Source organism: Rhizobium sp. CB3171 (assembly GCF_029714265.1).
Taxonomy (GTDB): Bacteria; Pseudomonadota; Alphaproteobacteria; order Rhizobiales; family Rhizobiaceae; genus Rhizobium.
This window is the reverse complement of sequence record NZ_CP121653.1, coordinates 1,777,369-1,790,499: the sequence shown is the minus strand read 5'-3', so window position 1 is coordinate 1,790,499 and position 13,131 is coordinate 1,777,369. Positions and strand designations below refer to the sequence as shown.

General features: G+C 50.6%; 10 protein-coding genes. 3 read left to right on the top strand and 7 right to left on the bottom strand.

Annotation, left to right across the window (positions count from 1 at the left end):
* The first annotated feature begins 81 nt into the window (after window positions 1-81).
* Entirely contained in the window at window positions 82-2,385 is a 2,304-nt protein-coding gene (locus QA648_RS27585) for a P-loop NTPase fold protein (protein ID WP_283051952.1), read from the top strand.
* Here the strand turns inward: QA648_RS27585 and QA648_RS27580 are convergent.
* From QA648_RS27580 to QA648_RS27550, 7 genes are all read right to left on the bottom strand, one after another.
* Window positions 2,373-4,073, bottom strand: a complete 1,701-nt coding sequence (locus QA648_RS27580; RefSeq protein ID WP_283051950.1) for a hypothetical protein — start codon at window positions 4,071-4,073, stop codon at window positions 2,373-2,375. The genes QA648_RS27585 and QA648_RS27580 overlap by 13 nt on opposite strands.
* 9 nt (window positions 4,074-4,082) lie before the next feature.
* Entirely contained in the window at window positions 4,083-5,069 is a 987-nt protein-coding gene (locus QA648_RS27575) for a hypothetical protein (protein ID WP_283051948.1), read from the bottom strand.
* 88 nt (window positions 5,070-5,157) lie between these two features.
* On the bottom strand, window positions 5,158-6,642 hold the full coding sequence (locus QA648_RS27570) for a coproporphyrinogen-III oxidase family protein (protein WP_283051946.1): 1,485 nt from the start codon (window positions 6,640-6,642) through the stop codon (window positions 5,158-5,160).
* Window positions 6,643-6,708: 66 nt separating this feature from the next.
* Window positions 6,709-8,307 (bottom strand): radical SAM protein, encoded by a 1,599-nt coding sequence (locus QA648_RS27565; RefSeq protein ID WP_283051944.1) that lies wholly within the window; start codon window positions 8,305-8,307, stop codon window positions 6,709-6,711.
* Window positions 8,308-8,369: 62 nt separating this feature from the next.
* Window positions 8,370-9,212: a GNAT family N-acetyltransferase gene (locus QA648_RS27560; RefSeq protein ID WP_283051943.1), complete on the bottom strand. Its 843-nt coding sequence runs from the start codon at window positions 9,210-9,212 to the stop codon at window positions 8,370-8,372.
* 393 nt (window positions 9,213-9,605) lie between these two features.
* The gene (locus QA648_RS27555; RefSeq protein ID WP_283051942.1) at window positions 9,606-10,070 is read right to left on the bottom strand and encodes a GNAT family N-acetyltransferase; all 465 of its coding nucleotides are present in this window, start codon (window positions 10,068-10,070) and stop codon (window positions 9,606-9,608) included.
* Window positions 10,071-10,168: 98 nt separating this feature from the next.
* A complete protein-coding gene (locus tag QA648_RS27550; protein ID WP_283051940.1) occupies window positions 10,169-11,149 on the bottom strand; it encodes a M20/M25/M40 family metallo-hydrolase in 981 nt (326 codons plus the stop codon).
* 381 nt (window positions 11,150-11,530) lie between these two features.
* Here QA648_RS27550 and QA648_RS27545 point away from each other — a divergent pair, with 381 nt between their 5' ends.
* Together QA648_RS27545 and QA648_RS27540 are read left to right on the top strand one after the other, a co-directional pair.
* The gene (locus tag QA648_RS27545; RefSeq protein ID WP_283051938.1) at window positions 11,531-11,902 is read left to right on the top strand and encodes a hypothetical protein; all 372 of its coding nucleotides are present in this window, start codon (window positions 11,531-11,533) and stop codon (window positions 11,900-11,902) included.
* A 60-nt stretch (window positions 11,903-11,962) separates the two neighbouring features.
* Complete coding sequence (locus QA648_RS27540; protein ID WP_283051936.1) at window positions 11,963-13,111, top strand: nucleotidyltransferase family protein; 1,149 nt, start codon at window positions 11,963-11,965, stop codon at window positions 13,109-13,111.
* The last annotated feature ends 20 nt before the right edge of the window (window positions 13,112-13,131 follow it).

The window sequence follows — 13,131 nt, the reverse complement described above, 5'->3', positions numbered from 1 at the left end:
ATCGCGACGGCGGCAACTACTCGGCGATACATGGGGATTGGGTAATTGAGAAGTCGCATAGACTACCGTTAGGCCGCTGAGATGATTTTCGGAAGCTTCAGAAATTGGTTCACGCGTACGGCAGCAAGGCTACCCTTTTCGGCCGATTTCGATATCGGTTCCGATGTTCCGATCCGGACAGCATCGCAAGATCTCTTGCGACGCAGCAAGTTTGCCGAACGCATCGCCGACATACTCAGTCAACTCAATCTCGACGAGGGCAGGGTGTTTGCCATTCGCGGAGCATGGGGAACAGGCAAATCGTCTTTGAAAAACCTTGTCATCGAGCAGCTGGCTGCGCGAGAGTCTGGTGCTCGCTGGATGGATTTCAATCCATGGCAATGGGGCGACGGAGATGCCATATCGAAGGCTCTCTTTAAGCAAATAGCCGACGAACTTGGCGGGCCGCTGTCGTCGGAGGCTGGAAGGCGCGCGTCAATCTTCCGAAAGTATGGCGCGATCCTCACAGGCTCAGGCCCTTCGATTAAGAAAATTGGCGCCGACCAAACTTCAATATCGCTCTTCCTCGCGAATGCTTCCGTAATTGCCGTCGCAACGTCGCTCGGTTTGAAGCTACCCTCTGTCGCCAAGATCGCAGGAGCCTTGGCGACTGCCAGCATCGTTGTTCCGATCGTCGGACACGTGATTGCCTACTTCGGTAAAGACAGATGGTCTGAGCCGCTGGATAAAATTCGCATCGCGCTCGAAAAGAGCTTACGAGGTTTGGATCGGCCGCTGGTCATCTTCGTAGATGACATTGATCGTTTGGAACCCGATCAGATCCGGGTTTTAATTCGCCAAATTAAGGTGAACGCGAATCTCCCCAACATTGTCTTTGTGCTGCTCTTTCAGCCCAGTATCGTTGAAAGCGCATTGGACCCAATCGCAAATAGCCAGGGGCGAGACTTCCTGAAGAAGATCGTTCAAGCAAACTTTGACCTTCCCGCACTATCGAAATCGTCGGTTCACGAGATAGTCACTACCGATCTCAGCCGGATAGCGTCCCCACATGCGACACCGAAGAACGGATTTGAGCAGGTGAGATGGGGCAACGCCCTTCTCGGAACGATCCTGCCCTTCGTTGAAAACCTGCGGGATGCCCGGCGGTTTTTGTCATCAGTGGCAATTCACTTGCCGCTGCATGTCGGGAAGAATGAGCTTGAGGTCAATGTTATTGACTTCCTGGCGTTGGATGCAATTCAGGTTTTCGAACCTGATTTGTACGCGGCTCTCTTCAATCAGCAGGAATTGCTTCTTCAATCCGGGCGCTTCCGGGGCGATCGGGAAGACGATGCTCATCGAACTCAGCTTATCGAGCTTGTCAACAGAGCAAGTGAAGCCAATCGATCAACGATCGAGGCCGCGTTTAAGCTTCTTTTCCCCAAAACAGAATGGGCGTTCGGCGGAAGGCATCTTGGTGACGCCTGGCACAAGAGCTGGTCAGACGCCAAGCGTGTCTGTAGCGAGAGATTTTTCGCGCGGTACTTTGAGCTGCAGCTCGGGGCTGACGAGATATCGGAAAATGAGTTTGTGGATATCCTGTCCGCATCGACAGATGCTGAACTATTGCAAAATGCACTCGCGAGTGTCGAACAACGTGGACTCTCGGTCTCTCTTGCAGGTCGGTTGGACGACGGAGTTGAGAAGCTTCCGGTTGAAAACGCGGGCGTCCTGCTTCCGGCGATGTTTGCGTTTGCTCAGAAATTCGTCGCCGAACGTGAAGATCCGTTCAGTTCGCCTTGGGTAAGAGCGTGGCGCGCTATAAGCTGGTATATCGATAGGATTCCTCCAGAAACGCGCGGAGCGGAGACTCTCAACGCGTTGCGCATGACTGGTGCCTTGTCGGTCGCATCGGTGATAATTCATCTCAACGATCCTGCCGACCAGGAAGAAGGCTCTCGGATTGATCCGAAGCTCGACGAGAACACTGTTAGATTGATGAAGGAGGAATGGCTCCGTCAAATTGTCGAGAAATCGACTGATATTGCTGCCTTTTTGGATGAGCCGGATCTCGCGTCTCTTCTCTACCGCTGGCGAGACTATACTGGAAGCGTAGATGCTCCGAAATCTTGGGTTGCGTCCGCGATCGAAACCGATGAAGGCTTCGCTCAGTTGGTCGCGAGGCTAATGTCGATCGGCACAGTTCACTCTGCGGGTGACCTCGTGTCATCGCGGGTCGAGCAATTTGATATCAAGATGCTTGAGAGTTTCATCAGTGTAGACGAAATCAGACGGAGATTGCCTCTCGACGACCGCGAGCGACTGACGCTCGAGCAACAACATGCCTTGGAGGTGTTGAAAAGATCGATCGAGTCCGGCGAGCGAGGGAGGACTCAGGCACTTTGATCGCAAGGGATACTCGATAGGAAATGTTCTGCGGCGATCGGAGGGCCAACGACATCTGCCATTAGTTCAAGGCTTTCTTCTGGATGAAATTTCACCTTCGGCGCGGTGACTGCGAGATAAGTAGATTCTCGCAGTCCCCGTATTGTAAAGTGACCGCTATTGAGTGTTTCAGGATCGGTGCCTGCCGTTGCGACGGCGCCAGCAAGTTGAAAACACACATCGTCGCCAGGTTCCATCCGTTGCGTGTAAAAAGGGGAGAGACGAACAAAGCAGTCGGCCCTTTTTGTGATGCTGTTTACCCTTCGGCGATAAGCTACCTCAAATCTTTTTGGTTGAAGTCTCGGTTGTATTACCCAGAGCGCGCTTTCCTCTCGCCAATCGCGCAGCATTTGATCGACCGCTTCTCTCCATGCAGATGCACCAACGTCTGAAGAAATTACAACAGCTTTTGATCCAGTCGTTTCGGCGAATAAGCCGCATTTCTTTAAAACGAAATGCTGACCTTCTGCCTGGGCGCGAAGCATAGGCTCATACTGCGTCGGCGAGAACAGCGACGTTGGGCATAATGCCGCCTTCAAAGTAGGGGAGGTTCTATCGGAGGTAGTCGCCGCCGCCAAAAGGAGTTTGTCCGCGAACGGCAGCATCGATCCAACGTATGGCGTTGCGGTGGGTTTCATTATGGCGTTAGCAAAGTCAACTTCTTGCGCCCGGCCTTCTCCAAAGCTTCCGAGCAGATCGAAATCGATACGCAAGATGTCGAATTCCATGCCAGTTGCCCGATCTCGAACGGTGCCCGTCCGAGCGTCAACTTCGAGTTCCTCTAAATGCCGAACTACCCATTTCAATCCTGCTTGTCGTGAAAGCTCATTGCAGAAAAATGTCTCCTCGGAGAAATACTCGCGTCGCCAACTGGTACCAGTCACTGTTGCACCAAAGATCGGTGCGCTTTCGCCTACGATCGTGCGGGCAGCATCAGTATAGGACTCGACAAGCTTACCTCCCAACAATCTGCGTTGGCTACCGATAAGTGACCTAGAATATCGAGAAACACCCTCCGCCACGCCACGATCGAGCCTGCTATCAACGTTGAACTCAACGATCTTGACATCACCGGAAGAGGTGACAACTAGATCAGGTCGGAAGCAGAAAGGAGTACCAGCAGTATTGGACAATTCGCGCCTCCAAAGGTCGCGAACATCGGCGGGCACCCCTCGCAAAAGCGGAATAGACGCAGGCTTTCCGTCGAGACAATCGCGAATAACGCCCCGGCAAAATTGTGCAAACTCCGCTATAACGCTTGGGAGGGCGGACTCTACGTAGCGAGCAGAGTCCTCGTCCAGAGCGAGTGTATTTAGGGGCAACGACCAAGAAGCACGGCCACGTCGCCCGTCGCCATAGACCAACTGATTTCGCAAGATAAATGCTTCCATGGCGGCCACGACGGTCGTGGCAGCGATGTCGCCCTTTTTGCGCAGTTTTCGCCTACGTACCGTAACCGACCCATCTTCCGCCTCCTTAAGGCGGAAGCCAATGCGCTTTAGGCGGCGTCGAGCTCGCCGAAGAGATCGCAACGTCGCGACTACACGTTCTCCTCCGGCAACACGAGATGTGTCACGCACCTTTTGGTAGAAAATGGCGATACGGCGCAGCCGATTCTGCTCGGCAGCGTGAGAGCCTGCTACATCCATTGGCTTGCCTTACAGTCGCTCGCGGGTTTCCAATACGAGGTTATTCCCAACGGCCTTCAGTCTTGTTGGCTTGAACAGCTCCGGAGCGGTTGCCGCTTCGACGATGCTACGCACGTCCGCCGTCGGAATTTCCCGACGCCACGCCACATTCCAATTCGGATGCGACGGATCCGGCTCGACATATAAATTCTCGAGCAAAGCCTCTACATCAGGTGCAGCAATTTCGGCGACCGGATACCAATTGTCGTAATCGACCGGAAATATGCGTTGAACGTCTCGCGGTGTAAGACGAATCTTCTCGTGGTCTTCTCCATCGAAGTGCGGAATATTGAGCTTTAGGCCTCGAATAGTTCCACAACCGACATTCATCGCCAGTGGATAGCCACGCGTTTCCAATCGCCCATTTGACCATCGGAGAAATAAACGATCGTTGCCGAGAAACCGACACGTCTCGCTAATGGATCCCAAAAGACGCGTCGTTTTGCCCGCACCTGAAGGACCCACGGCGAGGCAAGCGCCACCATCCGCCCGCAACCATCCCGCTCCGTGGCACTGCATCCATCCCTGCGCACGCGCGTGATCCAGAAGGAATGCCTCAACTAAATCCGCGAGGACATGAGGTTTATCGCTCGCTCCCAAAATTACAGTCTTGGCAAGGTCAGTGGCGACAACACAACCGTCTAAGATATAGATGCCGGTATTGTCGCACTCCTCAACCACGACAGCATCGCGGTTTTGTGTCTCCGCTTTGAAAATCCGGCCATCGATGTACCGTTTATCACCACTGGAGCCGCCTCGATGTCTAGCTCGTAGAGGCTCGTCCGGTATGTCTGTCAATTCGCCACAGAGATGTACAAATCGATGACTGGCCGTCTCCGAGCTGGCTACAATAGAACCCGCAAACTCATCCTCCAACCGGATGAGTACATTTGGAGCCTGTACCGAGAATTCTAAAGGAACCCCCCAAATCGAAAGGGTGGTGGTGTGGAGCGACATAACCATTGTCTCCGGAGCTCTTGTTAGATTGATAGTGCGAAGCTTCTGGGAGCTCTCTAGCAGTCATGCTGAGTTACCAGAGAGAAACCTAGACGTATTTGTCTGCCTCGAACAGCATTCCATAACGCATGCCGACCGTGCTCAGCCTAGCTTTCACGTCACCCGAATAGAAGTTTGTGCTAATCTCGTCAGCGAAGAAGCGACCCGTCTCAGTCGGCCTTATATGACCGTCAGTGATCTCTAGCAAAGAAAGAGACACCATTCTGTCTATCTCTGCACCAAAGTTATCCTGCGGCTCTACCTCAAACTTATTGGCAAATCCTTGAATTGGAACGCCAGCGTTGGTATGCATCCCCTGAACCATTGCCTTGCATTGAAGATCAAGCGGAGTTAGACGCTTTCCAATCCAGATTGGCAATTTCCCCGCCGAAATTGCATCTCGATATTCATTCAATGATTTGGTATTCCAATAAAAGGTGTCATTGATAAAGCCATACGCTCCGCAGCCCAAGCTGAGTAGTTGATTGTGTCCAACGCCACGTTTAAGCTCAACCTGTCGCTGTAGCTTCTTCTCTCCTCGGGCGTATTTGTGACTCGATGAGCGGATAAAGCCAGCATCATCCATCACTATTCCGTGGGCAAGCTGCATCTTGAGACCCTCTTCATACGAGGGGTAGAGATCTGCTTGTAATTTTGAGATTGCCTTCAGCGGATGTTGACGCAGCCTATAATTGCTAATTGAATGCACGCCAGCGCTCTCTAGACGGTACAATGTATCAATCCACGATGCAAGATTTTGGCCTGGCAGCGCGTAAATCACATCCACGTTAAGGTTATTTACGCCAGCTTCGAACAATATCTCCATTGCTCTCATTGTCTGATCGGCACCATGCCTCCTGCCCATTATCTTGAGGACATCGTCATCGAGCGATTCTACGCCAAGGTTGAAACGATTAATTCCAGAATCAATAAACATACGAACCTTGTCAGGGTCGGCGACAAGCGTTTCTGGAGCACATTCTAATGTTATTTCCGCTTCCTCGGACATCTTACAGCGTCGAATGGTCTCGAGAATGTGGGATAACTCATCACGGTTCAGCGTAGATGGTGTCCCCCCACCAAAGTGCACAGTTTGTATAAATGGGGAACCACCATCTTGATCAAGGATCATAGACAATTCGCGACGTATATATTCTGGGTAGTCACTTCGCAAAATTGGAGCGCGATCGCTATCTACGACTTTAGCGAAGTAACAATAGCTGCAGATACCGGTGCAATATGGAATATGGACGTATAGATTGATAGGTCCGTTCAATCCTCCGAATCGAGATTTTTGAAACAGTTCTGATTGGTCTATTGGATCTAGTGTTCTCACCGGCGGATAGGAGTAAATGAAGGCATAATCCTGTTTCTTATGGAATCCTTCAGCTTCGAGTCCCTGCCAATCCCATTTCGAAAACGTTTCTTCCACACGATTTAGAACATCTGCGATGTAGCTGTTTTGCTCGTATAATGATTCTGGTTGAGTAAGTTTAAGCGTCGCGAGGCGCTCAATGCGTTCCTTGTATGCCATGACGTACCTTTCGCACCGCACTAAGGGTGACGTTAGTTGTTAACAAAGATGAAATTGCTAATGAGGTCAGTCGTTGCAAAGTGCGAGGGAATAGTTCTTCCCGCGCTTGTAGATCGTTGCCTTCCACTCGATAGGGGCTTCATAGGCGCCCAACTGGCCTTTTAGCCAATCGGCAGAGGAACTTTCCCACATGTAAGGCCGCTCACGTTGCATTTCGACGATCGCATTATCGCGATTTTCGTAACGGGCAAGGAAGTCAAGCGTTTCAAACGGCAACACCCCTGCAAACCCAATGCCATAGCTCTTTACCCGCTCTGATATGCGGTTTAGCCGTCCTTCAATGGTCGCGGGCTCATCTCGCGTACCATCCAGAAGCTCGAAGTCCCAGAAGCCATTCTTGAATTCAAGCAAACGCACGCCGCTCTTTTCCGGCTCACGGGCCATTGGGCTATCCGGCGGGAGATAAAAGGGATTAAGTCGGACAGAATGGAGGTAAGGCGCGACCCGATCAATAAACTCCAGCGTCTGCTCGATATCCTCCTCCACCTCTCCCGGGAAACCTATGAGAAAATTGACGTGGTTCCAAATCCCCGCGTCGGATGCGTTCTTGAGGGTTTCCTCGATGATAGGGATTTTATAGTCCTTTCGCATCAAGTCAGAAAGCCGTTGAGACCCTGTCTCAACTCCATAACGCAGCAGGCGACAACCGACTCTCCGGAGATCAGCAAAATCGGAGGGAGCGGCGAAGTCGGGGCGCATGTAGCTGAACCAGGATACATCCTCCTTGTTTTCGAGACTTGGCGACAACGCCTTGACGAAGCGCCTCATGTACGAAAGTGTTGGGTTGATCTCATTGGTCATAAAGTTCAGTTGCTTTACGCCCAAGCTTAGCAGGTCAGACATCGCTTCGGCCACACCCTCCGGTGCGCCCAGCTTAACGTTGCTACCGGCACTTACTCGACAAAATGTACACTTATACGGACATTGTTTGTCCCAGACATACAGATGCGCCCGCCTTACAGAGTCCGTCGCGCCCATGAGCTTAGATGCGTAGCGATCGTAGCCGTACCAATTGCAGTCGGGATACTCAGGGGTAGGCGCACGAGTCAATGCCGCTTTTCGCCGACCGACGGCAACGGTATCACCATTCCAGCTGAGTGCGTTAATAGGCAGCGAGTCGCCGCGGTGCCATTCTACAATCGACTCATATCCATCGCTTGTAACGATCGTTAAACGAGTATCTCGAATGATTTCGAGGACCTTTTGAGCGGTCGAGTCGGTCCAAAACTGTCCACCCAAAATGACTCGCGAGCCAGCGCATAGTGCCTTTTTTACAAGAATCATCGTACTGGCGAGTTGCTCGTATCCCATGGTAGAGATGCCTATCGGCTCGCCCGGGTTATATTCGGCGATATCAAGCAGATCGCAAGCAAACTCTTCAAGCTCTGCCGACCAACCATCCTCCCCGATGATACGGTAGGGATGCAATATATCACGATTAGTCGGCCAAAATCCTTGCAACTGGTCACGTAGCCAGGCTTCAATTTCCAAATCTATGACCCTTGCCACCACTCCCTCTTTCCGAAGGCTTGCTGCGAGAAGCGCAGGCGCAACCGGCGGATAAGGCAACATTCTCTTCCCCGATGGAGCATAATATAGCTTCATGTTGTCTCTCCAACTTTAATTACAGCTCGGCGCGAGCTGAAGTGCTATCGCCCCCAAGCACTTCAGATCCAAAGATGCGATATTAGAACTTCTGCGTTTGATGCGATGACGTCGAATGGGACGCTGAGATCAAGTGATCCTGTCAGCCCGTCTCGCAGAACTTTATTGTCTAGCTGCCAAAGTCGGCCCCAGCTACCAGTATGGAAATCAATATCTAGCCCTTGTGGAAGGAAGTCGGAGTCCAGTTCCACAAGAGGATGGGCTAGTATGTCGACGTATGACCTGTCGCGCATACGCAATTCAGCCACCCATCGATCGTATTGTGTCTGTGTTGCGCAGACTAATCTCGTTCGATCATTGGCTTCATCGTATTCAATTCGGTCATCGTTTATCGCTGGACAGATCTTCAGGTCTCCAGCGTAAGCGACTGCGGAGCTGATGTTGTCTTTCTCGAGTACATTGATCCTATTGCCCAGCTTCCAATTAATTGGCTGCATACCATGCAGCTCCTTTAGGCGCTGGCTGCGCTTTCCTAGTGTTACGCAGCTCGAGTACGGAACGAGCCCAAGGTTCGCCACCAGTTGCATCCGTGCCTGTTCTATTTTAGCGCCAACCCCCCGACCGCGCGCGGCCGTTGCGACCAGCAGATTTGACAAAATTGCAAATTTTCCAGTTGCCTCGACACTGCCAAAGCCAATTAGCGCTCCGCTGAAATCGAAATCGAGAAAACGGTAGCGCGAATTGTCAAATAGCTTCCACATGAAGTGGTAATTATAGTAGTTTTCCCTGAACAGGTTCTCGATTTGCCGGGTAAGCCATTCTTCGGCCTCTTGCCCAGGCAAGAGAACTGAGAGGCCGCAATCGAGTGAGAGAGGGGCAGCTAGTGATTCTGCAGCAATAGACATACTCTTCGCGCATTTCCTTGGGAGCGCTCACGCACGCAAGGCGACCCCAAAACGCCTTTGCCGGTGATTGCAATGTGAAAGTACAAATGCAATCACTACCGGCAATCCGTGACACTTTTATGTAGGCGTGTATTAAATGTTATGTCGTGTATTGATTGCATATATCACGCTGACTACTGCCACGATAGAGTATATAATGCTCCCGAAAGGCGCGTTGGCGCGATTCCCCATGCGAAGTATCGACGGACATATGCCGTGTGTTACGTGTTTACGCCAATCTGTTGTTGAAAACGAAGCTCGCGTAAGAGTGGTAGACTCCGCACGGCTTACGCGACCATCAAAGTAGCTGGAACGCGCAAGTGGGATTGCTACATTAATATCCATCCCAACTCGTCAAGACTGCCGCGCCGGAACCCGCCTAATTTGAAATCCGACCTTGCTCTGCTCGAAACCAACGTTCGTATAAAACCGAAGTGTTGCGGTCTCCTTCGATCCAGTAAGTAGCATAACCTTGTAGCAATTATGCCGCCAGGCTGCTTCAATCGCGTGTTCCAAGACTTGCCGACCAAAGCCACGGCACCGATATTCAACATCTGTGATTACGTTCTCGATAAGCGCGTAAGGCGTCCCACCCCGGGTTAGATTTGGCACAACGACTAAAGTGCAGGTGCTGGCCAAAGCTGCGCCTAGCTTTGCAATGAATATTGCGCTTCCCGAATAGCATGAGAATTCCCGCAAGATTCGAGATGAGTTTTCCAAACTCATTTCTGGTCCGTCCGGATGAAGTTGAGCGTAAAGTCTGATGAGGTCGGGCAAATCTTGGTCTGTTGCTTTTTGGATTATGAGCTGCTCAGTCATGATCAGGAGGTCCCTTTGGAGGAGATATGCAATACCTGCGGGTGCGAAGATGATCAGATATCAACCTCCGCGAAATTGTCCAATGGAGACTTCGCCTCTTATTGCACGTCGAAACCAGCAGCAGCAAATCCGTCGAGCAAGGCTCGATGTTCGCCAATTTGACGAATTGATATATTCTCGTTCGGCCTATGCGCTCGATTGTCGGCTCGACCGCCGGGTAGCACCCAAACTGTATCAAACTTCGTAGCTGACATGCCTATGGGATTTGAAAAAGGTGCGATTGGTCGCCGTTTAATGCTATCGGATCCAATGACCGGCGGGAAATACTGCCGTATTTGCGGTTTATATTTCTTCAGGAATTTTTGGATTTGCTCCTGCTCTTCTATGAACCTCAAGTCGAATCCCAGCAATACTTGTTCAAGCGTAAGGGAGCGTATCGGGTCACCTCCATGGATTCGGGTCAGATTAAAATGCTGCCCTTTCATTAGGGTCTGCATGTCACCCAACTGAGTAATGATTTCGGTATGAGAGACTCTCCCGGGATGAAGTGGTTCTTGTCCGGTCTCAAGCACGACACTTCCGTCAATTTGGCCCCTGAGACCACCGAAGATCTGACCGGTCTCCTCTGCCGAACCGTCTACAATAATCAGACGACGCACCTTATTCAGGGCCAGGAAATTGCCAGCTTGTGTCCCTTCACATTCCTCCGCTCCGTCAATGATCATGTTTACGGGTGCTTGGGCAAAGGAATGTAGCCCGTTTAGCAATTGGAACTTCGCATCGGAAACGCCGCGTCCGAAGAGGCGATCTTTCACTTGTGTCAATGCAAAGGGCGGCGTGGACCATGCTTGTTCGTCTCCTACCGGCTTCGTATCAATATGCATATAGATCCACAAATCTGATGTCTGGTGAAGACGTGTCCAGAATTGATCATGGCGTGTGAATCCCCAGGGGGTAAGGAACTCACTAATATGCTCGATGGCGGTTGAAGATAATGGGCTTGTGCTATCAATTCGGACCAGTTGATCGAGTTCGAGCAAAAACTGATCGAAACTCGGATGGCAGTGAGAAAAGTTCATTTACAAGAGTTCCGTCATTTTCGTTGAGGATATGTCACTTCTTTCAATTAGGGGGGCACGCCGCATCACATAACTGTCATGTTGCGCGACTAATAACCAAATCTATGATTGTAAGAAGCTTATGTAACTCGTCATGCATACATCCTACATGTGAAAAAATCATCACAACCCGCTGAGGAAGTACGTCTGAATGCGCGCCGATGGTCACGTGCCGGTTTAAGAACGGCAGCGAGTTATAACGTGTAAATTCGCCATAGATGAAAGTATATCTGACTGTAATTTCGACATATCGCTCCGAATTGCGCTCGTTATTTTCTTCGCTGAAAGGGTGGGCGTCGCGTTACTTTGGTATAGGTGAACGATAAATCGGAAAATCTCAAGTTGAAACTTTCGCTGGCGGTTCGCGGCATATTGCTGAACGATTCGCATTTCAATCAAGGTTGCTCAGAAAGATACAGTATGGAAGACGGCATACCCACCGACAGTGTTAACGAACATGACGTTGCGCCGATATTCTCATCTGCAGAAGGCGCAAGAAATTGGGCTCGGATCAGTGGCAAAATGCCGAGAGCAATTGCTGGTATGGCAATGGGTTCAAGCGTTTTGTTTCGGCACACCTACATTAATGACATGCACGCTTTTTGCTTGTGGAGCGGCTGCCCTTTAGGCGGAGTAACGATTGCAACGGCGCTCGTTGGGACGATTGAAGAGATGTGCAAGGCGCAAGGCACGTACATCAATGAATCACGGTGAATAAAAGCCGCTATCGTTCGTTTCCATTACTTTCAGATGACAGATCTCTCGGGTTAAACCATGTATAAGTCAAGCAGCTTTGATATAAATTCAACCATTCTTGCAACCGGCCTATTTTTGGCCACCAATGGCGAAACGCGCGATATCAGTAGCAAAATATTGGATGGCGCGGTTGGCGAACCGAGATCGATACCACTCAACAGTGCCGAAGTTTATGCCTCGCAGAGAAAGCTTATACCTTACCTTCTATATGCACACGCCGGTGGCTTATTACCGCTCTCATTAGAAGACGAGCGCTATTTCCGAAGATGCAATGAAGTTTTTCAAATCCGCGCGAATTTGTTTGAGAGATGCCTTGTAGATATCTCTGGCTCAATGAAACAGGGTGGAATAGACCCCGTCCTTTTCAAGGGGGATGATCTCCGCCAGCATTATCCCGATCCTTGGACACGACCCTCGGCAGATTCCGACATACTTGTTCATCCAAAAGAGCTCGTAGGCGCTTCGGAAGCTCTTATCTCTGCTGGATATAAACATGGTGTCATCAAAGCGGGACGAGCCTTCAGTGAAGATGGCAAATTGAGGATTTACGATGCTAACCCGCACAGCGCTCGGTGGGTGCACGAGAGCCATCATCAAATCCATGCATTCTATCGCGAATTCAATTGCCCAGAGCTCGTTCCATATATCGATATCCTGAAAGGTGGAACGAAATATGAATTCGTCACCGCGAATGAAGTCCGTATTGCGCATATAGTCGACCTTCATTTCAATCTCGCTTATGGCATGGAGCCGTCGGATTATTTCCACCATTTCCGTTCATTGAACATTGGCGGAACCAGCATGAGTGCATTGGCTCCCGAGATGTCGATCTGCTTTTACGCTGGAAGAGCTTATTATGACGCGCTGATTAGCAACGTCGATTCTGTATATGATTTGATCGATGCGGCGATTTACTATTATAAGTATTATCATGATTTGGACTGGGACTGGATCGGATACTATTGTGATCGGTATGCTGCGTGGGCACCACTTTATTATTTTGGTGAATTCGTGGCCCGCTTTATGCAAAGGCCCATGCCAAATGTCTTGATGGAGAAGTTAGCTGAGTCAATGTTGAGCAATAGACAGTTCGATCTAGGGCCGTTTATTCCAAAATCACTTGGTTACCTGCCATTTGGTAGTCGCGACAGCACGATTTTCGCCTAGTCAGGAGGACAGACATTGAA

Bases quoted from the DNA above. Each gene is read 5' to 3' on its own strand.
- QA648_RS27585 (WP_283051952.1), top strand. From the start codon at position 82: ATGATTTTCGGAAGCTTCAGAAATTGGTTCACGCGTACGGCAGCAAGG.
- QA648_RS27580 (WP_283051950.1), bottom strand. From the start codon at position 4,073: ATGGATGTAGCAGGCTCTCACGCTGCCGAGCAGAATCGGCTGCGCCGT.
- QA648_RS27575 (WP_283051948.1), bottom strand. From the start codon at position 5,069: ATGTCGCTCCACACCACCACCCTTTCGATTTGGGGGGTTCCTTTAGAA.
- QA648_RS27570 (WP_283051946.1), bottom strand. From the start codon at position 6,642: ATGGCATACAAGGAACGCATTGAGCGCCTCGCGACGCTTAAACTTACT.
- QA648_RS27565 (WP_283051944.1), bottom strand. From the start codon at position 8,307: ATGAAGCTATATTATGCTCCATCGGGGAAGAGAATGTTGCCTTATCCG.
- QA648_RS27560 (WP_283051943.1), bottom strand. From the start codon at position 9,212: ATGTCTATTGCTGCAGAATCACTAGCTGCCCCTCTCTCACTCGATTGC.
- QA648_RS27555 (WP_283051942.1), bottom strand. From the start codon at position 10,070: ATGACTGAGCAGCTCATAATCCAAAAAGCAACAGACCAAGATTTGCCC.
- QA648_RS27550 (WP_283051940.1), bottom strand. From the start codon at position 11,149: ATGAACTTTTCTCACTGCCATCCGAGTTTCGATCAGTTTTTGCTCGAA.
- QA648_RS27540 (WP_283051936.1), top strand. From the start codon at position 11,963: ATGTATAAGTCAAGCAGCTTTGATATAAATTCAACCATTCTTGCAACC.